This is a genomic window from Arthrobacter gandavensis (genome assembly GCF_039528575.1).
In the GTDB taxonomy this organism is placed as follows: Bacteria; Actinomycetota; Actinomycetes; order Actinomycetales; family Micrococcaceae; genus Arthrobacter_B; species Arthrobacter_B citreus_B.
In genome coordinates this window covers 19979-43791 of record NZ_BAAALV010000008.1, presented here as the reverse complement: position 1 = coordinate 43791, position 23813 = coordinate 19979, and the positions used below count along the sequence as shown (strand labels likewise).

At 66.7% G+C, this 23813-nt stretch carries 25 protein-coding genes; 11 read left to right on the top strand and 14 right to left on the bottom strand.

Annotated elements, in window-relative coordinates:
- From ABFX29_RS15935 to ABFX29_RS15925, 3 genes are read right to left on the bottom strand one after another with little or no spacing between them, the layout of a single operon-like run.
- Positions 1-1197, bottom strand: coding sequence for an FAD-dependent oxidoreductase (locus ABFX29_RS15935; protein WP_246167759.1), 1197 nt, complete (start codon positions 1195-1197; stop codon positions 1-3).
- Positions 1143-1892, bottom strand: a complete 750-nt coding sequence (locus ABFX29_RS15930) for a class I SAM-dependent methyltransferase (protein ID WP_338079137.1) — start codon at positions 1890-1892, stop codon at positions 1143-1145. The genes ABFX29_RS15935 and ABFX29_RS15930 overlap by 55 nt, the downstream gene beginning before the upstream one ends.
- Positions 1893-1896: 4 nt before the next feature.
- Positions 1897-3087 carry a type III polyketide synthase gene (locus ABFX29_RS15925; RefSeq protein ID WP_152229544.1) on the bottom strand — a complete coding sequence of 397 codons (1191 nt, stop codon included), beginning with the start codon at positions 3085-3087 and terminating at the stop codon, positions 1897-1899.
- A gap of 247 nt (positions 3088-3334) precedes the next feature.
- Between ABFX29_RS15925 and ABFX29_RS15920 the strand changes: the two genes are divergently transcribed.
- Positions 3335-4750: an MFS transporter gene (locus tag ABFX29_RS15920; RefSeq protein ID WP_152229545.1), complete on the top strand. Its 1416-nt coding sequence runs from the start codon at positions 3335-3337 to the stop codon at positions 4748-4750.
- Between the two features lie 28 nt (positions 4751-4778).
- Here ABFX29_RS15920 and ABFX29_RS15915 read toward each other — a convergent pair whose 3' ends face one another.
- Positions 4779-5723: a LysR family transcriptional regulator gene (locus ABFX29_RS15915; RefSeq protein WP_246167761.1), complete on the bottom strand. Its 945-nt coding sequence runs from the start codon at positions 5721-5723 to the stop codon at positions 4779-4781.
- Between the two features lie 50 nt (positions 5724-5773).
- Between ABFX29_RS15915 and mmsB the strand changes: the two genes are divergently transcribed.
- Complete coding sequence (mmsB, locus tag ABFX29_RS15910) at positions 5774-6826, top strand: 3-hydroxyisobutyrate dehydrogenase (protein WP_152229546.1); 1053 nt, start codon at positions 5774-5776, stop codon at positions 6824-6826.
- Between the two features lie 28 nt (positions 6827-6854).
- Positions 6855-8339 carry a CoA-acylating methylmalonate-semialdehyde dehydrogenase gene (locus tag ABFX29_RS15905; RefSeq protein ID WP_152229547.1) on the top strand — a complete coding sequence of 495 codons (1485 nt, stop codon included), beginning with the start codon at positions 6855-6857 and terminating at the stop codon, positions 8337-8339.
- A 4-nt stretch (positions 8340-8343) separates the two neighbouring features.
- Here ABFX29_RS15905 and ABFX29_RS15900 read toward each other — a convergent pair whose 3' ends face one another.
- A complete protein-coding gene (locus ABFX29_RS15900; RefSeq protein ID WP_152229548.1) occupies positions 8344-9090 on the bottom strand; it encodes a cytochrome c oxidase assembly protein in 747 nt (248 codons plus the stop codon).
- A gap of 142 nt (positions 9091-9232) precedes the next feature.
- Between ABFX29_RS15900 and ABFX29_RS15895 the strand changes: the two genes are divergently transcribed.
- Both ABFX29_RS15895 and ABFX29_RS15890 read left to right on the top strand, forming a co-directional pair.
- Positions 9233-9529 (top strand): DUF503 domain-containing protein, encoded by a 297-nt coding sequence (locus ABFX29_RS15895; RefSeq protein ID WP_152229549.1) that lies wholly within the window; start codon positions 9233-9235, stop codon positions 9527-9529.
- Between the two features lie 31 nt (positions 9530-9560).
- Complete coding sequence (locus ABFX29_RS15890; protein ID WP_152229550.1) at positions 9561-9962, top strand: hypothetical protein; 402 nt, start codon at positions 9561-9563, stop codon at positions 9960-9962.
- A 159-nt stretch (positions 9963-10121) separates the two neighbouring features.
- Here ABFX29_RS15890 and ABFX29_RS15885 read toward each other — a convergent pair whose 3' ends face one another.
- Positions 10122-11798 carry a thiamine pyrophosphate-dependent enzyme gene (locus ABFX29_RS15885; RefSeq protein WP_152229551.1) on the bottom strand — a complete coding sequence of 559 codons (1677 nt, stop codon included), beginning with the start codon at positions 11796-11798 and terminating at the stop codon, positions 10122-10124.
- A gap of 97 nt (positions 11799-11895) precedes the next feature.
- Between ABFX29_RS15885 and ABFX29_RS15880 the strand changes: the two genes are divergently transcribed.
- On the top strand, positions 11896-14430 hold the full coding sequence (locus ABFX29_RS15880) for a Tex family protein (RefSeq protein ID WP_152229593.1): 2535 nt from the start codon (positions 11896-11898) through the stop codon (positions 14428-14430).
- Positions 14431-14463: 33 nt separating this feature from the next.
- On the opposite strand, the gene ABFX29_RS15875 is transcribed toward ABFX29_RS15880, so the two are convergent.
- From ABFX29_RS15875 to ABFX29_RS15865, 3 genes are read right to left on the bottom strand one after another with little or no spacing between them, the layout of a single operon-like run.
- A complete protein-coding gene (locus tag ABFX29_RS15875) occupies positions 14464-14661 on the bottom strand; it encodes a hypothetical protein (RefSeq protein ID WP_152229552.1) in 198 nt (65 codons plus the stop codon).
- Positions 14662-14700: 39 nt separating this feature from the next.
- Positions 14701-15390: an HAD family hydrolase gene (locus ABFX29_RS15870; protein WP_152229553.1), complete on the bottom strand. Its 690-nt coding sequence runs from the start codon at positions 15388-15390 to the stop codon at positions 14701-14703.
- Complete coding sequence (locus tag ABFX29_RS15865; RefSeq protein ID WP_152229554.1) at positions 15383-15874, bottom strand: very short patch repair endonuclease; 492 nt, start codon at positions 15872-15874, stop codon at positions 15383-15385. The genes ABFX29_RS15870 and ABFX29_RS15865 overlap by 8 nt, the downstream gene beginning before the upstream one ends.
- Before the next feature lie 126 nt (positions 15875-16000).
- Between ABFX29_RS15865 and ABFX29_RS15860 the strand changes: the two genes are divergently transcribed.
- Together ABFX29_RS15860 and ABFX29_RS15855 are read left to right on the top strand one after the other, a co-directional pair.
- On the top strand, positions 16001-16978 hold the full coding sequence (locus ABFX29_RS15860; protein ID WP_152229555.1) for an asparaginase: 978 nt from the start codon (positions 16001-16003) through the stop codon (positions 16976-16978).
- Positions 16979-17103: 125 nt separating this feature from the next.
- The gene (locus tag ABFX29_RS15855) at positions 17104-17340 is read left to right on the top strand and encodes a YegP family protein (protein ID WP_152229556.1); all 237 of its coding nucleotides are present in this window, start codon (positions 17104-17106) and stop codon (positions 17338-17340) included.
- Between the two features lie 81 nt (positions 17341-17421).
- On the opposite strand, the gene ABFX29_RS15850 is transcribed toward ABFX29_RS15855, so the two are convergent.
- Positions 17422-17553 carry a hypothetical protein gene (locus ABFX29_RS15850; protein WP_275124651.1) on the bottom strand — a complete coding sequence of 44 codons (132 nt, stop codon included), beginning with the start codon at positions 17551-17553 and terminating at the stop codon, positions 17422-17424.
- Positions 17554-17681: 128 nt separating this feature from the next.
- Here ABFX29_RS15850 and ABFX29_RS15845 point away from each other — a divergent pair, with 128 nt between their 5' ends.
- Entirely contained in the window at positions 17682-19349 is a 1668-nt protein-coding gene (locus ABFX29_RS15845; protein WP_152229557.1) for an FAD-binding dehydrogenase, read from the top strand.
- Positions 19350-19413: 64 nt separating this feature from the next.
- Here the strand turns inward: ABFX29_RS15845 and ABFX29_RS15840 are convergent, their stop codons facing one another.
- The 3 genes from ABFX29_RS15840 to ABFX29_RS15830 all read right to left on the bottom strand — a co-directional run bounded on the left by ABFX29_RS15840 (position 19414) and on the right by ABFX29_RS15830 (position 21516).
- Entirely contained in the window at positions 19414-19971 is a 558-nt protein-coding gene (locus tag ABFX29_RS15840) for a hypothetical protein (RefSeq protein ID WP_152229558.1), read from the bottom strand.
- 181 nt (positions 19972-20152) lie between these two features.
- Positions 20153-20914, bottom strand: a complete 762-nt coding sequence (locus ABFX29_RS15835) for an anti-sigma factor (protein ID WP_152229559.1) — start codon at positions 20912-20914, stop codon at positions 20153-20155.
- Positions 20911-21516 carry a sigma-70 family RNA polymerase sigma factor gene (locus ABFX29_RS15830; RefSeq protein WP_152229560.1) on the bottom strand — a complete coding sequence of 202 codons (606 nt, stop codon included), beginning with the start codon at positions 21514-21516 and terminating at the stop codon, positions 20911-20913. The genes ABFX29_RS15835 and ABFX29_RS15830 overlap by 4 nt, the downstream gene beginning before the upstream one ends.
- Before the next feature lie 226 nt (positions 21517-21742).
- On the opposite strand from ABFX29_RS15830, the gene ABFX29_RS15825 reads away from it, so the two are divergent.
- Entirely contained in the window at positions 21743-22525 is a 783-nt protein-coding gene (locus ABFX29_RS15825) for a hypothetical protein (protein WP_152229561.1), read from the top strand.
- A 225-nt stretch (positions 22526-22750) separates the two neighbouring features.
- Positions 22751-23209 (top strand): class F sortase, encoded by a 459-nt coding sequence (locus ABFX29_RS15820; protein ID WP_275124652.1) that lies wholly within the window; start codon positions 22751-22753, stop codon positions 23207-23209.
- Here ABFX29_RS15820 and ABFX29_RS15815 read toward each other — a convergent pair.
- Positions 23206-23805: a GNAT family N-acetyltransferase gene (locus tag ABFX29_RS15815; RefSeq protein ID WP_152229563.1), complete on the bottom strand. Its 600-nt coding sequence runs from the start codon at positions 23803-23805 to the stop codon at positions 23206-23208. The genes ABFX29_RS15820 and ABFX29_RS15815 overlap by 4 nt on opposite strands.
- Positions 23806-23813 lie beyond the last annotated feature (8 nt).

Here is a 23813-nt window from a genome sequence, read left to right as displayed (position 1 = left end):
TTACTGCATGGTGAATCGGCGGGCTACGCCGTCGCTGAGCATGCGGGAGCGGAAAAGCCGGGCCAGCACTGTGTTCCGGGCTTGCATCAGCGGCGCCGGCAGCGGACGCCCCAGGGCCATGTTCAGCCGTGCCTGGGCGGAGGCAACGACGGCGGCCCGGCGTCGGCGGCTGTCGAAGGCAGCCAGCCGGGCGCCGACGTCGGCTCCCCGAACGGCAGCAGCGAGCAGCGGAGCCAGCTCCGCGGCGTCAATCCAGCCCAGGGTCATTCCCTGTCCGCCGATCGGACTGACTTCGTGGGCGGCGTCGCCAATCAGCACCGTGCGTCCGTGAGCCAGCTGCTTGAGTGCAGTAGTGCGCACGGAGAACGCACTGAGCATGGTGCTGGCCGCTGCCTCCGGGACCCGCCCGGTGCGTGCCGCCACGATCCGTGCCAGGTCCTTGGCATCGGCGTCGGACTGCAGGGTCCGGGTATGCGCCACCCAGCGGCGTTTGCCGCCGGGCAGCGGAAAGGACTCAACGATGCCCTCCGGTTCCAGGTAGAGCACACCCACGGGCCCGTCCGCCGTGTTGTCGGGGAAATCGCCCATTAGGTAGGAATCGCGCAGCAGCTTACCGGCGGCCCGGACACCGAGCAGGCCGCGCACGGCTGACCGGGCGCCGTCGGCCGCCACTACCCAGGAGGCACGCACGGCAAAATCACCGGCAGTGGTGGTACCTGCCAGGGATACGCCGCGGCCGTCGTCGTGCAGCGAGGTAATCCGGTGCCCGCGCTGGAGTGCGTCCGGATCAAGTTCCTCAAGGCGCGCCTGCAGCACCGTTTCGGTTCGTTCCTGCGGAAGCGCCAGCACATACGGGTAAGCGGTGGAGGTCTTGGCAAAGCTGATGGAGATCAATTCGGTATCCCGGGTCCGGGCTGACCCGGTGCGGATCTGCACGCCCTCGGCCGCGAGCTGCGCACTGACTCCGGTGGCCTCCAGGGCGGCCATGCCCGGCGGGTGGATGCCGATGGCCCGTGAATGGGAGCTGCGCGAGGTCCGCGCCTCGAAGACCCGTACCCGCAGGCCGTCCTGCAGGGCCAGGATCGCCAGTGCCAGGCCCACCGGGCCTCCGCCCACAACGGCGACGTCGACTTCCGGACGGTTCACTGCCCGCCCCCGGCGCTGCCGCTTCTCCGGTACAGCAGCAGGTTCTGCCACGGGCGCGCCTGCAGCGCCTCCCACCCCGCCGGGGCAGCGGCACTGAACTCCTCGGCGGTGTAGCTGCGCCGGATCGACGTCAGTCCGTCCTGCCGGATGAAGGATCCGTGGAAGAAGGGCAGCGTGCCGGCGGAGAAGAGGCCGTAGGCCCACGGGCTGCGTTCAATGTCGCTGTGCAGGGCAAGTGATCCGGCCAGTTTCTCCGAGTCGGCAAGGATGCCCTGGAATGCGGCGTCGTCCAGATGGTGCAGCACATGGTTGGAGACCACGACGTCGAACACCGCACCCTCAGCCACCAGATCCGAGCTCAGCGCGGCGCGGAAACTGCAGCCCTCGGGAGCCGGGCGGGTGGAGGCGTAGGCGTGGGCCCGTGGATCGGGGTCGATGCCGGTGACCTGCACGGCCAGTCCGTCCCGGCGGGCCCAGCGTGCCAGTGCGCGGGCCAGGTCCCCGCCGCCGGCACCGATGTCCAGCACCGTGCCGCCGCCCTGTGCGGCCAGGACGGGCCGCACATACCGGCGGTAGTTCCGCCGCCATCCGGAGACCACGGAGTTGATCAGGGGAAACTGCGCATAGGTCCGCTCGAGTTGCACCGGATCACAGTCCGGGCGGTCCATCTGCTCCACAGCGTCCACGGCACGCCGGCTCAGGTCCGGTGGCAGGAACGGAGGAGTGTCAGCGTCCAGGAGGCTCACCGGGCTATCCGACGGCGGCAGGAACCGGCTCCGCTGCCAGTGCGTCTGCGGCCGCTGCGGCACCCGTTCCCGGCACCCGGGTGAACAGCCCGGTCTCAACGGTCAGTCCGGGGCCGAACGCCATGGAGCAGATCCGTTCGTTGCCCCCGGTGAAGGGCTGCTCCAGGATGTTCTTCAGCACGAACATCACAGTGGCGGAGCTCATGTTGCCGAAGTTGCGCAGGGTCTCCCGGGCCGGAACCAGCTGCTCCTCCGAAAGCTCCAGCTTCGCTTCCACCTTGTCCAGGATGCTGCGGCCGCCGGGATGGATGGCCCAGTGCTCAATGTCGTTGTACGCCAGCGGGGCCAGGGAGGGATCCCGTGCCAGCAGCGGCTCCAGGGCGCCGACAATGTGGTCGTCAATGATGTGGGGAACATAGGTGCCCAGCACCATCTCGAAACCGTGGTCCCCGATATTCCAGGCCATGGACTCCTCGCCCACCGGCGTGAGCGTGGTCTCGAAGTGGTCCAGCACGATTGCGGGGCTGTCCCCCGGGAGGTCCCGCGCGGTGATCACAGCAGCTGCGGCACCGTCTGCGAACAGCGAGGAACCCATGATGATGTCCGGGTCGTTGGAGGAGCGCACGTGCAGCGAGCAGAGCTCGGCACTCACCACCAGGACGACGGCGTTGGGGTCTGCGTCGCAGAAGGATTTGGCTGCGCGCATGGCGGGGAAGGCCGCGTAGCAGCCCATGAAGCCCAGGTGGTAGCGCTGCACCGACGGGTTCAGGCCCAGTGCACGCACCAGCTTGTAGTCGGGTCCGGGGTTGAAGAACCCGGTGCAGGAGACAGTGATGACGTGGGTAATGTCTTCCGGGCTGATTCCGGGGCAGTTTTCCACTGCTTTCCGGCCGGCTTCGATGAAGAGCTTGGTGGCCTCGGTGGCAAAGATGTCATTGCGGGTCTTGGTGGAGGGCATCAGGAGCAGCCCGGTCTGCGGGTCGAAGAATTGGGGATTCTCGGCCGTGGACGAGAGCGTGAGCTCCTCCAGCGCGGTGCGCCGGGTGTCGATGGCTGCGGAATTGAAGCAGGTGTTCACAAGGCGGGTGCCCAGGCGGGTGAGCCCGGGCTGGGCGGCGAAGACGTCGCGGACCTGGTCCTGCACCAGGACGGTAGAAGGGACAGCAGTTTCCAGTGATCTGAGCGTAACTGTCATCCTCCATTGTTAGGTGAACTACCTTCGGGGCACAATGGCGCGGCGGACCCGGCGCGTCCCCGGCCGCGGGAGCGACCTGCGGCGCCCGTGGACCTGAAGCGGCTGTGCATTTGTGCAGATACGCCATGCGGTTTTGGCCGTTGAGCCGGCAGGCAGGTCCGCACCATACTCATGCTTACTCCGCTCAGGTGCCCCGCGCCCGCCCGGAGTGCTGCAGTGTCAACGAGGACACCAAAGGAGAGACTGGATGAGCACTGATATTCCCAAGCGGACCAGGCGCCAGAAGCCGCCGGTTCCGGAGGGCCTGCGCAAGGTGGTTGTGGCGTCCATGGCCGGGACGGTCGTGGAATGGTACGAATTCTTCCTCTATGCCGCGGCGTCGACCCTGGTCTTCAGCCGCCTGTTCTTTCCCGATGCGGAAACCGAACTGGACGGCATCATTGCCGCCTTCGTGACCTACGCCGTCGGCTTCGTGGCCCGGCCGGTGGGCGGAATTGTCTTTGGGCACTTCGGGGACAAATTCGGCCGCAAGAAGCTGCTGCAGCTGAGCATCATCCTGGTGGGTGTCTCCACCTTCCTGATGGGCTGCCTGCCCGGCTTCGACTCAATTGGGTACTGGGCTCCGGCCATGCTGGTGGCGCTGCGCTTCATCCAGGGCTTCGCCGTGGGCGGGGAATGGGGCGGTGCGGTGCTGCTGGTCGCCGAGCACAGCCCGAACAAGTCGCGCGGATTCTGGTCCAGCTGGCCTCAGTCCGCCGTTCCGATGGGCAACCTGCTGGCCACCGGCGTCCTGTTCGTTCTCTCCTCGACGCTGAGCGAGGACGCCTTCCTTGGCTGGGGCTGGCGCGTGGCCTTCTGGCTCTCGGCAGTGATCGTGCTGGTGGGCTACTACATCCGCACCAAGGTCTCAGACGCCCCGATCTTCCTGGAAGCCCAAAAGGAAGTCGAGGAAGAGGCCAAAGGCTACGGCGTGCTCGAGGTGTTCCGCCGCTACCCACGCGGCGTCTTCACCGCCATGGGCCTGCGCTTCGCGGAGAACATCCTGTACTACCTGGTAGTCACGTTCTCCATCACCTACCTGCGCATCGTGGTGGAAACCGATACCTCCCGGATTCTGCTCCTGCTGCTCATTGCGCACTTCATCCATTTCTGCGCGGTGCCGGTTGCCGGAAAACTTTCCGATGCGCTGGGCCGCCGTCCGGTGTACATGGCAGGGGCGGTGCTGGGCGCCACCTGGGGCTTCTTCGCCTTCCCGATGATGGACACCGCGGATGACCTGATGATCCTGGCGGCGGTAACGATCGGCCTGCTGTTCCACGCACTGATGTACGCCGGCCAGCCCTCCATCATGGCGGAGATGTTCCCCACCCGGATGCGGTACTCAGGTGTGTCCCTGGGCTATCAGGTGACCTCGATCGTGGCCGGCTCACTGGCACCGATCATCGCCACGTCGCTGCTGGCCGAATTTGATTCTTCGACGCCGGTGGCCCTGTACCTGCTCGGGGCCTGCGTCGTCACGGCGATTTCGGTGCTGCTGCTGAAGGAAACCAACGGCATTTCACTGCACGACGTCGATGCCGCTGACGCCCAGGGGACTGCGGACCTGCTCGCGGCGTCGAAGGCGAAGGAGGAACAGCGCAGCTCCTCGGCTGTCGATAACTGAAACCGCACGTAACCGAAGCCGCTGCCCGTCAGAAATCCAGGACATCCTGGCGGGCAGCGGCTTCGGCATGGATAGCCTCGATGACGGCCTGCACCCGTGCGGACCGCAGCGCTTCGGGGCGGGCCACAGCCCAGATGGGCAGCCGGCGTTCAAATGACTCGGGGAGCACCGGCACAAAACCGGCCCGTCCGGCCACCATGAAGTTGGGCAGCAGACCCACGCCCGCCTCCCGGCGGACAGCCTCCACCTGGGCGAAGATGCTGGTGGCCTGGAAACTGGACCGCGGATCCGGGAGCCCGGTGGAGCGGTGTCCCAATTCCTCGACCAGCAGCGCGGATTCGACGTAGGAGACGAAGCAGTGCCTGGCCAGGTCGGCCGGAACCTGCGGGGTGCCGTGGCGGCGCAAATACCCGTCGGCCGCGTAAAGCCGCAGCACATAGTGGCCCAGCAGGATGGCGTGGGCGGTGCGGACATCGGTGTGGCCCACCACTACCTCCAGGTCGACGCCGGAACGATTCTGGCTGACCTTGCGGGTGGCGGAGAACATTTCAACGCTGATGTTCGGGTGGGAACCCTGCAGCGTGACCAGGGCAGGGGTAACAAATTCTGCGCCGAATCCGTCCACGGTGCTGATCCGCACCACGCCGGCCAGCGGATCGGCGTCGTCCGCAAGCGCGCAGCGCAGCGCACCGAGGCTCTCTTCAATGGATTCAGCCGCACGGACCGCCTGGGCCCCGAGGGCAGTCAGTTCCCAGCCGCGCGGTGTCCGGGACAGGGTGCGGCCGCCCAGCTGTTTCTCCAGTGCGATGATCCGCCGCGAAATGGTGGTGTGCGTGGTGCCCAGGGTTTCCGCGACGGCAGTGAAACGTCCCAGCCGGGCCACGGTGAGCAGGATCAGCAGGTCGTCCGGGCTGGGCAGGCGGCTGGCGGTGTCCAGGGCCGTTCCTCCTCTCCCCGCTGTGCACGGGTGCACATGGGGTCTGTGGATTCTGGTCTTGAACGCACTCTAGCGCAGGTGCCACGCTGGTTCCGCGGCGGACGCGCGGCAGCTGCGCAGCCCAAGCCGGCCAGCACAGACTCAGCACAGACTCAGCACAGACCCAGCAGAACTCAGGCGGCACAACAGGCAGTACAACTAGGCAAAGGAGCTTAGCGATGGCGGAAGTGGGATGGATCGGACTGGGAAACATGGGGGCACCCATGGCCGGGAACCTGGTGAAGGCCGGTCACAACGTACGCGGCTTTGACCTCAGCCCGCGGGCCGTGGCCACGGCAGAGGCAGCCGGAGTGCAGGCAGTGGGCAGCATCGCCGAAGCGGTGGCGGGAGCAGACGTCGTCTTCACCATGCTCCCCAAGGGAGAACATTCACGTGCGGTCTACCTTGAACCGGACGGTGTCCTGGCGAGCGCGTCCGCGGACACGCTGCTCATTGATTCCTCCACGATCGACGTCGAATCGGCCCAGGCACTGCACGACGCCGCTGCTGCCGCAGGGTTCCGGTTCGTGGACGCCCCGGTCTCGGGAGGGATGAGCGGGGCGCAGGCCGGGACGCTCACCTTCATGGTGGGCGGCGCCGAGGACGCGGTGTCCGACGCCGCAGGATTCATCGAGCCCATGGCCGGGAACGTGATTCCCACCGGCGGACCCACCACCGGACAGGCAGCAAAGATCTGCAACAACCTCATGCTCTTCATCAACCTCGCAGCGACGGCGGAAGGTGCGGTCCTGGCCGACAGGCTTGGGCTGGACAAGCAGGTGTTCTGGGATATTGCCTCCGTCTCCTCCGGGGACAGCTGGGCGCTGCGCACCTGGTACCCGGTCCCGGGCGTGGTGGAGACAGCGGCGTCGAACAATGGCTTTGAGCCCACCTTCACCACCGAGCTGGCGAACAAGGACATCAACCTGGCGATCGCCGCGGCACGGGACACGGGTACGCCGCTGGAAATAGGCGAGCACGTCCAGCAGCTCTTCGCCCGCCTGATCGACGCCGGGCAGTCCGGGAAGGACTGCTCCATGATCGTGAAACTTGTGGACGGTTCACTCGCCGGCACACCCGACCAGGTCCCCGCGCCGTAGCGGCGCCCCGAAGAGGAATCGAGATTTCATGCAGCGCATCCCGCACATCATCAACGGCAGGCAGGTTCCCGAAGCGGAGCGGTACGGCCCGGTCTTCAACCCGGCAACGGGGGCACAGGAAAAGGAAGTCGCGCTGGCGTCCACAGCCCGCGTCGAGGAAGCAATCCAAGCCGCCCAGGCAGCCCTTCCGGCCTGGCGCGCCACGTCGCTGGCGCGGCGCACGGCCATCTTCTTCAAGGTCCGCGAGCTGCTGACCGAACGCAAGGCCGAGCTGGCCGCGATCCTCACGAGTGAGCACGGCAAAGTCCTCTCCGACGCCGAGGGGGAGATCACCCGCGGGCTGGAGAACATTGAGTTCGCCTCCGCGCTTGCCCTGGCCTTGAAAGGCGAGCGGTCGGAACAGGTGGCCTCCGGCGTCGACGTCCATTCAATCCGCCAGCCGGTAGGCGTAGTGGCCTGTATCACCCCGTTCAACTTCCCGGCCATGGTGCCGCTGTGGATGATCGGCAGTGCGCTGGCCTGCGGGAACACCGTACTGCTCAAGCCCAGCGAAAAGGACCCGTCCGCGTCGGTGTTCATCGCGGAGCTGTTCGCCGAAGCCGGCCTGCCCGACGGCGTGCTGAACGTGGTGCATGGAGACAAGGAAGCCGTGGACGTGCTGCTGGAGCACCCCGGAGTGAAGGCCGTCAGCTTTGTGGGGTCCACGCCGATTGCCCGCACGATCTACCGGCGGGCCGCGGAGCACGGGAAACGCGTCCAGGCGTTGGGGGGTGCCAAGAACCACATGGTGGTGCTGCCGGACGCTGACCTGGACATGGCCGCTGACGCCGCAGTTTCTGCAGCCTACGGGTCCGCGGGGGAGCGCTGTATGGCCGTCAGCGTGCTGGTGGCCGTGGGAAGCATTGCCGATGACCTGGTGGAAGCCGTGCGCTCGCGGATGGCGGACCTCAAGATCGGTCCGGGCACTGATCCGTCCTCCCAGATGGGTCCGCTGATCACTGCCGAGCACCGGGACAAAGTGGCCTCCTACGTAGCCGGCGCTGCCGATGAAGGCGCCACCGTGGTGGTGGACGGCCGGGAAACAGTGTTCGACGGCGACGGGTTCTTCCTGGGCGTGAGCCTGCTGGACCACGTGAAGCCGGGCATGAAGGCCTACGACGACGAGATCTTCGGTCCCGTCCTCTCCGTGGTCCGGGTTGAGACGTACGCGGATGCGGTGCAGCTGGTCAACGAGAACCAGTACGGCAACGGCACGGCGATCTTCACGCGCGACGGCGGCGCCGCCAGGGCGTTCGAGTTCGACGTCGAAGCCGGCATGGTGGGCGTGAACGTGCCCATTCCCGTGCCGGTGGGCTCCTTCTCCTTCGGCGGCTGGAAGGACTCGCTGTTCGGCGACACGCACATGTACGGTCCGGACTCGATCCGCTTCTACACACGCGGCAAGGTGGTCACCACCCGCTGGCCGGACCCTGCGACGTCGGAAATCGATCTGGGATTCCCGCAGGTCCTCTAGCGCCTTAGGCCCTGCGCGCCTGGGGCACCAGCCGGGCCGTGCCCCGCTGCTGCCCCAGCAGGATCAGCGCCAGGACGGCCTGCACCGCCAGCCCGGAGCCAAGCAGCACCAGCGCTCCGGCGGCGGTGCTCCCGGAACCTGCGGGAGGAGCGACGAGCAGCCAGGCCGCGGAGCCGGCATGCGCGACGGCGGCTGTGGCCAGCGCCCCTGCCCGTATCCCGAAGCCGTGCTTCACGGGACCGCAGTTTAGGACAGCCGCGGTGAACAGGCACCCGGTGACCGTCAGATACGCGGTGACCAGCCAGTGCACAGGCATGGACTGCTGCATCGCCGTGAGCAGCGGGGTATGGAACATGGCCCACATCCCGGTTGCCACCAGAAGCGTGGCGGTGACGGGATGGGTCAGGAGCCGGGCGGCCGGGGAATAGACGCTTCGGCGCAGCCGGGCCGCCGGAACGTCGTCGAGGGTTTTCAATGCCAGATCCACTGGACGGGAGAGCACCAGCAGCGCCGGTCCGGCCATCCCGGCCATAACGTGGGAGAGGGCCAGTGCGCCGAAATCATAGTGCGCCCAGCCCGCCAGGGGCTCCAGCACAGTCAGCAGCACGATCAGCACCCCGGCCAGGAAGGACACGAGCCGCCAGGAGGGCCAGGCGCCGGGCTTCCTTGTTCCTGCCCAGTACGCGGCGACGGCGGCAACGGCAGGAATCAGGAAAAGGGACTCCGCCGGGAAGTCGCCGTGGTTATGCATGAGGTACTTCCGGACGGGCAATGGAACGCACTGTCTGGGACGGCGTCATGTTTTCGAACGTAACACCGCACCGGTCCGGGTTGAACCCTCAGCAGCTAAGCCGTACGTTGACAGATCTCATTCCGCGGCAAGGATGGGAGGCATGTGGACGGGGACCCTTGAATTCGACCTGCTGCTTGACGATGTCCATTCGCTCAAGCAGAAGCGCTCGCTGGTACGGCCGCTGGTGGCTGAGCTGCAGCGCAAGTTCGCCGTCTCCGCCGCCGAGACGGGCCAGCTGGATCTTCACCGGCGGGCGGAGGTAGGCATTGGCATTGTGGCTGCGGACCGCGCGCACGTGGTTGAGGTCCTGGACAGTGCCGAGCGGCTGGTTGCCTACCGGCCCGAAGTGCAGCTGCTCAGCACCCGCAGGCGGGTGCTGAGCAGCGAAGACGAATAAACGGATCTGGACCGGACGCGGGAGAAGAAGCATGGACCTGAGGACCCGGCGTGGACAGGTGGTGACCTTCGCTGTGCTGCCGCTGGCGGCCGGGCTTCTGGTCCTTTTCACCGGAGCGCTGCTTCCCGTAAGCATCATGACCGGAATATTGGTGATGCTGTCCGTAGCCGCGCAGCGGGGTCTGGGAGGGCCGGCAGCAGCGGTTCCAGCCGGCGATCCCCGCAGCCGGAGCGGAGTGGCCCGCTGGTGGAACCGGCGCCGGCGCACGGGGTTCTACGCAGCCCTTTCGGTCCTGCTGATGCTCGGCCTCACCCTAGCCCGTTCAGCGTTCACGGATACCTGGGGAGGAGGCGACCTCCTGTTTGCCGTGGGACTGGCCCTTCCGCTTTTCGTTATTCTGCGCCCGCCGCCGCGGACCCGAACCCGGGTGTGACGTGATTGGCGGACCGGCATTCCCACACCGTGGTACGGGTGTGGGCTTTTGGGGCCCCACCAGTGAACACGTGGCACAGAGCGTGGGAAACGCGGGAGAACGCGGCTGGGCCGGGTCGGATTCATCCCAGCCCGGCCCAGCCATGGAACCAGTGCGTGCCTAGTACGCCTTGACTCGCTGTTCCACGATGAGGTGGATCAGGGCGAACTTGCCCTCTTCATCGATGGCCTTCAGGGCGGCCTCGACGGCGGCGGGCACATCGGCGTCGTTCTCCACCCGCACACCGAAACCGCCGAACGCCTGCGCCATCAGCGCGAAGTCCGGGTTCTTCAGCTGGGTGCCGGAGATCCGGTCCGGGTAGTGCCGTTCCTGGTGGGTGCGGATGGTGCCGTATTCCTGGTTGTCCATCACCACCACCAGCGGGGTGGCACCGTACTGCGCCGCGGTGGCGAGCTCCTGGCCGTTCATCATGAACTCGCCGTCTCCGGCGATCGTGACCACGCGTCGTCCGGGGTGCGCCAGCGACGCTGCAATGGCCGAGGGCACCGAGTAGCCCATAGACCCGTTCCGGGCGCTGAGCATGGAGGCATAGCGGCGGGTGGGGAAGTAGCGGTGCGCCCAGTTGGTGTGTTCACCGGCGCCGAGGGTGATCATGGCGTCCTCAGGCAGGGTTGGCACCAGATTGGCCATCAGGGTATCCATCCGCGCCGGGCCGGCAGACGGGCGTGCGGCAGGAAGGGCGGCGAACTTCTCCTGTTCCCCGCGCATGCGGGATGTCCACGCCTTCCACTCTTCCTTCACAGGCAGGTCCATCATCACCAGGTCCCGCACAAACACGTCCGGCTTCGCCACGATCTGGTAGGACACCGGGCCGGAACGCCCGCGCAGCGAAGGATCGATGGTGACCAGGAAGTTTTTCTTCTCCCAGTCCTGGCGAACCACAAATCCGTCAGTAATCACGTCGCCCGGCACGGTGCCCACAAAGACCAGCAGGTCGGTTTCCTCCAGCAGGTCATAGGTGGGCTTGGGCCGCCCGTAGCCGATCGGACCCACATAGGACGGCGAGTCGAAGGAGATTGTCCCCTCGCAGCGCCACTCCGCCGCGGCGGGCAGATGGTGTTCTTCGAGCCAGCGGGTGAGCGTATCGGCGCCCTCCTGCGTCCAGTCGTTGCCGCCGGTGACGAACAACGGCTTGTCCGCATCCTTCAGGGCAGCCTGCAGTGCCTTCCAGTCGGTGACGGTCATGCCGCCGGGTGCTACTGGAATGGGCGGGTGCAGAGCTGGGGAGACTTCCCTGCGGATGATGTCTTCGGGCAGGCCGACGACGACGGGGCCGGGGCGCCCGCTCATGGCGGCGAAGAAGGCTTCGGCCACGATTTCGGACGCACGCTCCGGGTGGTCCAGGACCATCACCCGCTTGGCGCCGGTGTTGAACCAGGCCTTGATGTCGAACTCCTGGAACGCTTCGCGGTCCCGATGCTCAAAGGGGATCAACCCGACGAAGAGCACCATGGGAGTGGAGTCCTGCCAGGCTGTGTGCAGTCCCACGTGTGCGTTGGCCGCACCCGGGCCGCGGGTAACCATGGCGACGCCGGGAAGCTGGTTCATCTTTCCGTCGGCTTCCGCCATGTAGGCGGCACCGCCTTCGTGGCGGCAGACCACGGTCTCGACCGGGCTCTCATGCAGGCCGTCCAGGACGTCGAGGAAGCTCTCCCCGGGCACCACATAGGTGCGCTTCACGCCGTGGGCAATGAGGGAATCAACAATGACATGGCCGGCGCTCTTCACCTCCGCCCCTGCGGCAGCGGGAGGAGAATCCGGAGCAAGCTGAGTCATCTTCGACCTTTCGTCATTGAAACGTTGAACTGCCATCCGCCCTGCGGCGTCCGGCATCCCTATGTTCTACCCCACGGACGCGTTCGTTCCGCAGATCATGAGCCAATGTGTCAATAAGGCAACCGTGTATTGGCCGGCGGCTGCATCCGGGGTTGGCCGCATTGTCCGCTCATGGGGAACAATTGGGCGGGTGAGTCCCGCCAACGCCCTGCAGCCCCTCCGCCAGTCCAATGCCCAGCCCGCCGGCACCGACACCGCCGGCCGGATCTACGCCCAGATCGCCGCCGAACTGGGGGTGGCGCCCTGGCAGGTCCGCGCCGCCGTCGAACTCCTGGACAGCGGCTCCACGGTTCCGTTCATTGCCCGGTACCGCAAGGAAGTAACCGGAACCCTGGACGACACCCAGCTGCGCGAACTCGATGAACGGCTCCGCTATCTGCGTGAACTCCATGAACGCCGTCGGGCTGTCCTTGAAGCCATTGAGGGACAGGGGAAACTCACCGATGAGCTGCGTGCCGCGGTAGAAGCCGCGGAGACCAAGTCCCGGCTGGAGGACATCTACCTTCCGTACAAGACCAAGCGGCGCACCAAGGCGCAGATTGCCCGCGAAGCCGGCCTGGAACCCCTCGCCGATGCCCTGCTGGCCAACCCCGCGCTGGTCCCCGAGGCAGAAGCCTCCCGGTATGTGAACGAAGCGGTTCCCGATGCGGCCCAGGCGCTGGCCGGTGCCCGCGCCATCCTCGTTGAACGTGCCGGCCAGGACGCCGACCTTCTGACCGAAGCCCGCGAGAAGCTCTGGAAGCAGGGCCGGCTGCGCTCGCAGGTGAGGGCCGGAAAGGAAGCAGAAGGGCAGAAGTACTCAGACTACTTCGACTTCGCCCAGGCTCCTTCCGGGATGCCGTCCCACCGGGTGCTGGCCCTGCTTCGGGCCGAAAAGGAAGGCATCCTGGAACTCGGACTGGCCGAGGCTGATCCTGCCGACGCCGATGCCCTGGCAGCTGCCCGGCAGCGCTTCGAAAACTCCGTTGCCTTCCGGCTGGGTGCCGCGTCTGCCGGGGGAGCTGCCGGAGCCTGGCTGCAGCAGACCGTCCAGCTGGCATGGCGGCGGATCCTCGCCAAGCTCTCCGTTGACCTGCGGGTGCGCCTGTTCCAGGACGCGGAAGCTGAGGCCGTCCGAGTTTTCGCCGCGAACCTCCGCGACGTGCTGCTGGCCGCACCGGCCGGCAACCGAGCCACTCTTGGACTGGACCCTGGCCTGCGCACCGGCGTCAAAGTGGCAGTGGTGGACGGCACCGGAAAGGTCACTGCCACGGACACGGTCTATCCGCATGCACCGGCGCGCAAGTGGGATGACGCCTTGGTGCGCCTGGCTGATTTGGTGAAGAAGCACCACGTCCAGCTGGTGGCCATCGGCAACGGCACGGCCTCCCGGGAGACAGACAAGCTGGCCACTGAACTGATGCGCCTGGTACCGGACGCCAAGCTGGAGAAGCTGGTGGTTTCCGAAGCCGGTGCCTCGGTCTACTCCGCGTCGGCACTGGCAGCTGCTGAGCTGCCGGGCATGGACGTGTCCCTGCGCGGGGCCGTGTCGATTGCCCGCAGGCTGCAGGATCCGCTCGCGGAACTGGTGAAGATTGATCCGAAGTCCATCGGGGTGGGGCAGTACCAGCATGATGTGACGGCGGCGAAGCTGGACCGGTCCCTGGACGCTGTGGTGGAGGATTGCGTCAACGCCGTGGGCGTGGATGTGAACACTGCCTCGCCGGCGCTGCTGAGCCGCGTTGCCGGCGTCGGGCCCCTGCTGAGTGAAAACATAGTGGCCCACCGCAACGCCAACGGGCCCTTCGCCCGCCGCAAAGACCTCCTGAAGGTGCCGCGGCTGGGGGAAAAGGCTTTTGAGCAGTGCGCCGGCTTCCTGCGGATCAGCGGGGGAACCGAGCCGCTGGACGCGTCCAGCGTGCATCCGGAATCCTACGGAATCGCCCGCAGGATCCTTGCTGCCGCCAAAGCCGAGATGACACCGGCCGGTGCGGAGCTCACGGGACTGGATCCCGCCGCGTTCGTGGATGAGTCCACCGGCCTGCCCACCGTCCTGGACATCATGTCCGAGCTGCGCAAGCCCGGCAGGGATCCGCGCCCGGAGTTCAAGACAGCTGCGTTCTCCGAAGGCATCGAGAAGATCGCGGACCTGCGGCCGGGCATGGTGCTTGACGGCGTGGTCACCAACGTAGCGGCGTTCGGGGCGTTCGTGGACATCGGAGTACACCAGGATGGTCTGGTCCACATCTCCGCGATGTCCTCATCCTTCGTCTCCGACCCGCACGACGTCGTGAAGTCGGGCCAGGTGGTCAAGGTCAAGGTGATGGAAGCCGACCCGGAACGGAAGCGGATTTCGCTTAGCCTCCGCCTGGACGACGACGCCCCGGCACCGGGCGACACCACGGGAAAGGGCAGCCCGCGTGCTTCCCGGCCCCAGGGGAAGCGTCCGCAGCCAAACAGCCAGGGCGGCGGGCGGACAGCGCAGGGCACGGCGAAGCCCAGGGGCGGCACGGCCGGCACTGCGCCGCGGCGGCCGCCGGCAGCACCGGACAGCGCCATGGCAGAGGCACTGCGCCGGGCCGGCCTGGTTTAGTCCAGCTGGCTGTCCCCAGGCCTGCGCGGCGCTTCAGTCCTCCGCAGCGTCTTCTCCGCCGGCCGGGGGCACTGTGCCGGCGGCGTGGGTGCCCTGTTCCTCGCGAATGTTTCCAGCGGATTCATCGGCGGCGCCCGGAGTCCGGGGCGGGCCGGCGGGCTGCGGCTGCGGGGCGCTTGGACCTAGGGGGTCCTCGGCGTCGTTGGCCGGTCCGGTGGGTTCGGTAGTCATAGCGGGGTCCTTTCGTCCGTGGGTGGTGCCGTCTGGGTGCTAGGCCGCGTGCGCAGGGCCGAGCAGGCTCTCCTGCAGGTTCTCCAGCAGGTGGCGCGGTGATTCATAGACCTCTTCAGCTCCGGCGTCGCGGAGTTCGGCTTCGCTGGTACCGCCGAAGGTCAGGCCAATGGTGGGGATACCCAGGGCGGCGGCGGACAACACGTCCCACACCGAGTCGCCCACGAAGACGGTGGCGCCGGCCTCCAGCTCCGCGGAATCCAGTGCTGCCTGGAGGATGTCCGGAGCGGGTTTGCTCTCCTGGGCATCGGAGGAGCTGGTTGCGCTGGTAATCGCATCGTCGGCGTCGATCGCCCGGCGCAGTGCCTGCAGTTCCGGTTCCGAGGCAGAAGAGGCCAGTACGACGGCGAGATCCCGGGATGCGCAGGCACGCAGCAGTTCAGCGGCACCGTCGAACGCCCGCAGCGCAGGCCAGGAGGTGGAGAAGATCGCCCCGTGGCTTGAATCGAGTTTCTCCTCCACCTCGGGTTCGGGGTCGCTGCCGAGCACATGGCCAATGAGCTTGTCTCCGCCCATGCCGATGGCCCGGTGGATGTTGGCCATGGGAATGTCATAGTCCAGGCGGCGGAAGGCCTGCCACCATGCCACGGTATGCAGGTAATTGGAGTCCACCAGGGTGCCGTCCACATCAAAGAGCACGCCGCGCAGCGGCCGGGAGGTCTTAGTCATCAGAATAATTCCCTCGGGTTGGGTGCAGTGTGTCTGATGAGTCTAACGAGACTGCTTGGCCGGGCGGGCCAAGAAAAGCGGTCAGCTCCGCTTCCAGGGCTGAGGAATCGCGGAGCTCGCACTCCCACACCACCAGCGCCTCCCAGCCGGATGCCTCCAACGCCTGGAGCGCTGCTGTGTCCCGTGCAACCGTCCGGGCACGCTTGGCTGCCCAGAACTCGGGATTCGTGGCCGGTGCGCGGGAGCCCGCGGAGCAGGTGTGCGAGTGCCAGAAGCAGCCATTGACGAAGATGACCTTCCCCCGTCCCGCGAATACCAGGTCCGGCTTGCCCGGAAGGGAGCCTCCGGCTGCTGCGCCGTGCAGGCGGAAGCGGTAGCCGGAACGGTGCAGGAGGCGGCGGACCTTCAGCTCCGGCTTGGTGTTCTTGGACCGGATGCGGGACATATTGCGGCTGCGCTGTTCCGCGGAAACCGTATCTGCCATGCCGCCAGTCTAGGTCCCTGGACTGGTTTGCCGACCGTCGCCGCCGGATGCGGGGACCTCCTAGCCAAGCGGTGTGCGGCAGGCATATGTTGGCTGTGGTGATGCCGGTGAGAGGACTGCTGTTCCATGGCCCACATCAGAATCTTGGCGACCGGAGGGACCATTGCGTCGCGTACCGGCAAGGACGGGGCAGCTTCGGCTGGACGCGCCGAAGACATCACGGCTTCGCTGTCCGGGCGGCACAGCTACTCCGTCCAGGACATAACGAATACCAACAGTTTCCGGCTGCGCCTGGCGGACGTCCGGATCCTCGCGGAGGCGGTTCGCGCCGCCGTGGCGGACGAGGGTGTTGACGGCGTCGTAGTTACCCACGGCACCGACACCATGGAGGAGACGGCGTTCGCCCTGGACCTGGTGCACGACTCGCCCAAACCGGTGGTCTTTACCGGAGCGCAGCGCCCTGCGGACAGCCCTGTAGCCGACGGCCCGGCCAATGTGGAGGAAGCCGTAACGGCCGCTGCGGCGGCAGCCCTGCGCGGCGCCGGCGTGCTGATTTCCTTCGCCGGCCACGTCCAGTCGGCGCGTGGAGCCAGGAAGGTCCACACGATGGCTGCCAACCCGTTTGCCGGGGGAGTGGAGGTGGCGCACTTTGTTGCGGGAACCTTGCACGTCACGGCGATTCCTGTTCGCCCGGCGCCCCTGCCAATGCCGGGTGAGGACTTCGATAACGCCCGCGTGGAAATCATCGTGTGCGCCCTCGGATCCGGTCCGGAGCTATTCAGTCATGCCGTCCATACCGGCGCCAACGCCGTTGTCCTGGCCGGAACCGGTGCGGGGAACGCAGGGGAAGGGTTTGCGCAAGCCGTGCAGGACGCGGTGCGCGGCGGCTGTCCCGTGATCCTGTGCAGCCGGGTCCCTGCCGGCCCGGTGGTTCCCGCGTACGGTGCCGGCGGCGGGCTGGACCTGGTCCGCGCCGGTGCCATCCCCGGCGGGGATCTCGCTCCGGCCCAGGCCAGGATGCTGGCTGCCTTGCTGACCTCCCTGCCCGCCACCCAGGAGGAACTCCTCCAGGCGCTGACTACCGGAACGTCGCGGAACCGCTAGCCCCGAACCCGCCAAGGTCTCGATCCTGCATCACCGGTCCACAGTTGCCGGGGAAGGGGTCCCAAAATCAATAAGTCGGCTTAGTATTGAGGGCACTGAAGGTACCCCTTACAAGGAGGTAAGAGATGTCGGGCTACTTCAAGCTGGTTGACGCCCACGACGGCGCATTCCGGATCAAGCTCATTTCCGGCGACGGAGCACTCATGGCAGTGTCCGCGATGTTCCCCACGAAGGAAGCGGCGGCTGCGGGCATTGAACAGATGAGGGAAATCGCCGGGACCGGGCCGGTCGTGGACCACAGCAAGGATGCCGATGTCGTGGCAGACGCCAAACGCAATACCGGCAGGGCCAGAGCATCCTGACGCAGCACTGCCCCGAAGGTCTCTTTGAAAAGGCCCTTCGTTCCCGACACCGCTCAGGGCACCGGGAACGAAAGGCCTTTTCTATGACTGGCCCTCGTCGCCTTCCGCGGCGTTCTGCGAATGGTCCCTCGTAGAGTCGGCCTGGGACGATTCAGCACCTTCCGACGGTTCCTCGTTGTGTGTCCGGTCTTCGTCATTCGGGGTAGTGCTCATGAGTGCCTCCATGGCTGGTATACGGCATCTGCCTTTTCAGTCTAGGAACCTGCATGCGCTCCCAACAGGGTCTGCGGCAGCTCGCGCATCCCTAGGCAGGGGATGCATCTGCCGGTAGCGTTTGCCGGATGCAGCCAAGAGACGCGGATGTCATTGTGGTGGGTGGCGGGCTTGCCGGCCTGGCAGCCGCAGCCGAGCTGGTGGACGCCGGACGTTCGGTGATCCTGCTGGAGCAGGAAAGTGAACAGGGGCTGGGAGGCCAGGCCTGGTGGTCCTTCGGCGGTCTCTTCTTTGTGGATTCCCCCGAGCAGCGCCGCCTGCGGGTCAAGGATTCAGTGGAACTTGCCTGGCAGGACTGGCAGGGGACTGCCGGGTTCGACCGGAAGGAAGACTACTGGCCGCGCCGCTGGGCCGAGGCCTACGTGAATTTCGCAGCCGGGGAGAAGCGGGCCTGGCTGCATCAGCTGGGACACCGGGTCTTCCCCGTCGTTGGCTGGGCAGAACGCGGCGGCTATGGTGCCACGGGCCCCGGCAATTCGGTTCCGCGCTTCCACATCACCTGGGGTACCGGGCCCGGCATCACCGCACCCTTCCTAGCCAAGGTGCGTGCCGGCGTCGAAAGCGGGCTGGTGCGGCTGGCATGCGATCACCGGATGGACTCACTGGTCAGTACCGGAGGGGCCGTCACCGGGGTGCGCGGGACAATCCTTGAGCGGACGACGACGCCGCGCGGCCGGGCCGCGGAGCGCACCGCATTAGGTGAGTTCGAATTCTCTGCCGGCGCCGTCGTCGTGACGACGGGCGGCATTGGCGGTGACCACGACCTGGTGCGGGCTGCCTGGCCGCAGCGGCTTGGCTCACCTCCGAAGACAATGCTGAGCGGGGTTCCGGGACATGTGGACGGGCGCGGCATCAAGGCCGCGCAAAGCGCCGGCGGCCGCGTGATCAACCCGGACCGGATGTGGCATTACGTGGAGGGGATCAAGAACTGGAATCCGGTGTGGCCGAACCACGGCATCCGGATACTGCCCGGCCCGTCGTCGCTGTGGCTCGACGCCACGGGCAAGCGACTGCCCGGTCCGCTGTTTCCCGGATTCGACACGCTCGGAACGCTTGAGCACCTGCGAGGCACCGGCTACGACTACAGCTGGTTTGTGCTGAACAAGGCGATCATCCGGAAGGAATTTGCGCTTTCGGGCTCAGAACAAAACCCCGACCTGACCGGCAAATCCCTCCGCGGGGTTCTTCGCCGTGCCACGGCAGATGTGCCCGGACCGGTGCAGAAGTTCCTGGAGCACGGGGAGGACTTCCTCACCGCCGGCAGCGTTCCGGAACTGGTGGCGGCCATGAATGAGCTGGCCAAGTCCTCGACGGACGGTGCCGCGCCCGTGCTGTCCGCAGAGTCAATACTGGCTGAGCTCCAGGCCCGGGACAGGGAGATCGCCAACCCTTTCAGCAAGGATGCGCAGGTCACGGCCATTCGTGGAGCGCGGTCTTATCTGGGGGACCGGCTGATCCGCACTGCGGCGCCGCGGCCCATCCTGGATCCAAAGGACGGACCGCTGATCGCGGTGCGGCTCGCGGTGCTGACCCGCAAAACCCTGGGAGGGCTGGAAACGGATCTGGACTCCCGGGTGCTCGGCGCGGACGGGACACCGGTGCCCGGGCTGTTCGCAGCCGGGGAAGCCGCCGGGTTTGGCGGCGGCGGGATGCACGGGTACCGCTCCCTTGAGGGAACTTTCCTGGGCGGTTGCCTCTTCAGTGGCCGTGCGGCCGGGCGGGCCGCTGCCCGCTGACCTGTCACAGAGCAAAAAGGCCGGCACCGCAGCTGCGGTACCGGCCTTTGTGCGTCCGGGAAGACTAGGCTCCCGGGTTGTACTTCTTGAACTGGCGGTAGGCCTTGGCTCCGTTGAAGTATTCAGTGGAGGGCTTCATCCACAGCATGACGACGGCGGCCACGGGGAGCAGGACGGTCAGGACCGTCAGGACAGCCATCAGGGCTCCGGCCGTTGTGAGGTTGGCCAGTCCGAACAGGCCCAGCGCGGCGAAGATGGTGGCGACGATGCGTGCCCAGTTGTAGCCCTTGCGGATGAACAGGGCCACCAGCAGTGCGACCGCCAGGCTGACCACGGAGAAGAACACCGTCGTAGCGGCGGAAATTGCAACGATTGCGTCCATTTCCGAGGCGCTGATGGCGACGGTGCTCGTCTCGGCGAGCATGTCCTTGAACCCGTCAGAGTTCATCCAGGAAATCGTTACCGGGATGCTGATTGCTGAGACGACGGCCGCTGCCATCAGCAGCCAGAAGCCCAGGTCAACCTGCTTGGGTCGCACCGGTGCCGGCGGCGCTGCCGCGGGCTGATTGCCGGCGTAGGCGTTGTAGCTGTAGTTGTTTGCCGGAGGCTGCTGCTCGGACATAGTTCCCCTCATAGGTGTCTGCAATGCGGTGTAGGAGCCGGCGGCTGCAGGTTCCGCCGGCGCATGACCAAGCCAGCCTAACCAGAGAATCCGTTCCTGGCCTCCCCAATAAGGCGGAATTTACAGAATCTGTTTGCCGCGCTGCCTGCACCGGAAGGACTAAACGGCGTTCGGACGGAACTCAAATGTCCGCGGCCGCAACAAGGGGGAAGGTGGGTGTTGTGGATCCTCCGGAGGGTTCAATCGTCAGTGCAATGGTTCCAGCCCGTGAGACGTCACCGCTCAGCCACACCCGGACTTCGCCTCCGCCAAAGTGCGCATCGGGGATTGGGGTCCCGTCTTCCAGCAGCCACAGCTGGTACTCGCGGTCCGCACCGGGATCGGGCAGGTCACCGGCCAGGAACAGGGCCGCGTCCTCCTGTTCCGAGAACAGGAGTGTTGTGGGCTGCCCCTGCACTTCCAGGCGCTGAACGGAAAGATCCGCGGCGGCGAGGAGGCGCTCCTCACGCGCCTGCTGGCCGGCCGCCTGCTGGCGCTGCTCCGACTGCACGCCCAGCGCCCAGCCGGCCAGGGCCGCGCCGGGGAGCAGCAGGGCTGCCGCCGCCGCTGCCAGCAGTACCCGGCGCCGCCTGCGGTTCAGGGGTATGGGGGTGTCCACCGGTGCGGCATCATCTGCAAGGCCGGCGCGGGTGCGGGGGCCGGGAGCCGGGCGGGTGCCGTGAATGGCCGCGAGCACCGAAGAGCGCAGTGCGGCGGGAGGCTCCTGCTCTGATCCCGCGGCCAGATGCGCCGACACTTCAGCGAAATCCGCTACCTCGGCCTGGCACTGGGGACAGCCGGCAAGGTGCTCTTCAAAGGCGGCACGCTCGGCCGGCTCAAGGGCATCAATGGCGAAAAGCGGAGCCAGCTCGTGGAGCCCGCTGCCGGAATACTGTGCGTTCATCGCCGTCCCCCCAAGGCCGACCGAAGGCTGTTCAGGCCGTCCCTGATCCGGGCTTTGGCCGTGCCGAGGGGAATGTCCAGTGCCCTGGCCACTTCCTGGTGGGTGCAGCCGTCGTAGTACGCAAGGGCCACAGCCTCGCGCTGGAGGGGTGTAAGGGTTCCCAGTCCGTCGCGTACTTCCTGGACCGCCATGGACTGCTCCACCTCCTCCCATGTCTGGTCAGCTGCCGATGTGGGCCGCTGGTCTTCGTACGTCTGTTCCCGGTCCCGTTCGCTGACCACCTGGCGGACCCGGTCGACGGCCCGGCGGTGAGCCAGTGTGCAGAGCCAGCCCAGCACCGACCCGCGGGACGGAACGAAACGCTCCGACTGTTCCCAGGCCATGAGGTAAACCTCCTGCACCACCTCGGCCGCCAGCTCGGGCGAACGGGTTACCCGTATGGCTAAACCGTAAACCCTGGAGGAGGTGGCGTCGTAGAGCGCCGCGAACGCGGCTTCATCTCCACCGGCGCTGCGGCGCACCAGGTCTGCAAGGTCCGGCACCGTCCGGCCAAGCGTGGGAACACCGTGCTGCTCACCCGGGGCTGCACCAGGTTCAGTCATCGGCTTGCACTGCTCATCCCTTCGGCGGCGGCGTCGGGGCTGAATGTCCACGGACGCTCTGGACGTGAACTCTGCCATATCCGTGCCGGGGTATGCCAGCCGGATCCGCAACGCCCGGCGCCGGGAAAAGTTTTCCGGCAGGTGACCCATCCGGATGGCCATCGGCTTCGAACTCCCTATGCATTCACACCGATTTGCAGACTCATAACGACGAAGGAAACCGATCATGAATACGAAGCTGCGGCTGCTTGCCGTTCCCACCCTCGCGCTTGGCGCCCTCGCCCTCTCCGCAACGCCGGCGCTGGCACACGGACCGGATTCATGGTCCGGCCAGGCAACACTGAATACCCTGAACAATTCGGGCACCACCGGCCAGGCCATGGTGGAGGTGCACGGGACCGAAGCCAAAGTGACGGTCAACGTCACCGGTGCCGCCGAGACCTTCATGGACGGGCCCTTCCCGCATGCCCAGCACATCCACATCGCCGCGCAGGGCGTCTGCCCCGGTCCGGATGCGGACACCGACGGCGACGGCGTGGTCAATACCACCGAGGGGCACCCCTTCTACGGACATATTGGCACCTCCCTCACTACCGAAGGGGACACCAGCGCCGACTCCGGACTGGCCGTGGAACGCTTCCCGGGCGGATCAGCGTACAGCTATGAGCGGACCTTCGAAGTGAATCCGGAGACCGCCCAGTCGCTGGAGAACGGAACGGCGGTAGTTGTGGTCCACGGCGTGGATCCGACGCTGATGCCGGAGGCGGCCGCGGCCAAGATGTCAGACCTGGACCCGTCTCTCCCTGCCGCTGCGACTCTTCCGGCAGCCTGCGGCACCCTTGCTGTTTCACAGATGGGCGCCATGCCTGAGGGCGGTGCCGACACCGGAGCCGAGGCAGCAGCCGCAGGCACTGGGGTGGACGGTTCCACCCTCGCCGCCGCCGGCGTGGGGGCCGGAGTGCTGGCCTTGGCCGGTGCCATGCTGGCCCGCCGCCGTGCCCGTGGCTAAGGACCCGGCAATGAAGACCGGCTGTTTTCCGGTGAGCCTACAGTGACGGGGAGCAGCCGTGGACGCCGCGCAGGATTTCTCCCCTGCGCGGCGTCCCTTCTCCTGGTCCTGGGCGGATGTTCGGCGTCCGCGCCGGCAGGGTCCGGGCCGGTTCCGTCCGGCCCGGACCCTGCTGCGGCGTCGGAGCCGGCTCCGGTTGCAACGAGCCCGGTTCCGGCTAGCCCGTTGGCTGCGCAGGCACTGCCGCGCAGCCTCACGATCCCGTCCACCGGGACTCAGAGTTCCCTTTTGCACCTGGGACTGCGCCCGGACGGTTCGCTGGAGGTTCCACCGGAGGGCCCCGGTTCTCCTGCCAGCTGGTATTCCGGTTCACCTGCCCCCGGACAGGCCGGTCCCGCAGTCCTGCTGGGACATGTAAACGCGACGGGCGGCGGCCCCGGGGTATTCGCGGATCTGCGGTCCCTGCAGCCCGGGGACCTGGTCGAGGTGGGCAGGGAAGACGGAAGTACCGTCCAGTTCTCGGTCGAACGGGCTGAACAGTACGGAAAGGACAACTTTCCCACTCTTGAGGTCTACGGGAACACTGACAACGCCCAGCTGCGGCTGATCACCTGTGACGGCTTCGACCCCGCGACCGGAACCTTCAACGACAACTACGTCGTGTACGCGGAGCTGGTGGATTAGTTCCGGCCAAGCCGGTGCCTGAGCGCCAGCCGAACCGATGACCATTCGCTGTCAAGGATCGAGAACACCACCACGTCACGGCGGGACCCGTCCAGCCAGAGTTCATTGGAGCGCAGCACCCCGTCCTGCTTCGCGCCAAGACGGGCAATCGCGGCCCGGGACGCGTGGTTATGCCAGTGGGTGCGGAACTCGACGGCGATGCAGTCAAGGTCTTCGAAGGCGCGGGACAGCAGGAGGTACTTTGCCTCGGCGTTGATCGATGTCCGCTGGGCACTGGCTGCCAGCCACGTCGACCCAATCTCCACCCTGCGGTGCTCGGCCTTGATGTTCATGTACGTAGTCATGCCGCACAGTGCCCCGGTGTCCAGGCGGCGGATTGCCCAAGGTGCCATGCTGCCTGCGGCCTGCTGCTGCAGCCGGGACTCCACTTCCGCCTCCATGCCGTCCGGCGTGGGGATGCGGGTGTACCAGAGGTTCCAGAGCTCGCCGTCTTTCACTGCTGCCGCGAGTTCCGGAACGTGCGAGCTGGACAGGGGTTCAAGCCGGACGGTGCTGCCCTCAAGCACCACTGGCGTAGAGAACGGATTCGCAGTCATAAGTTCAT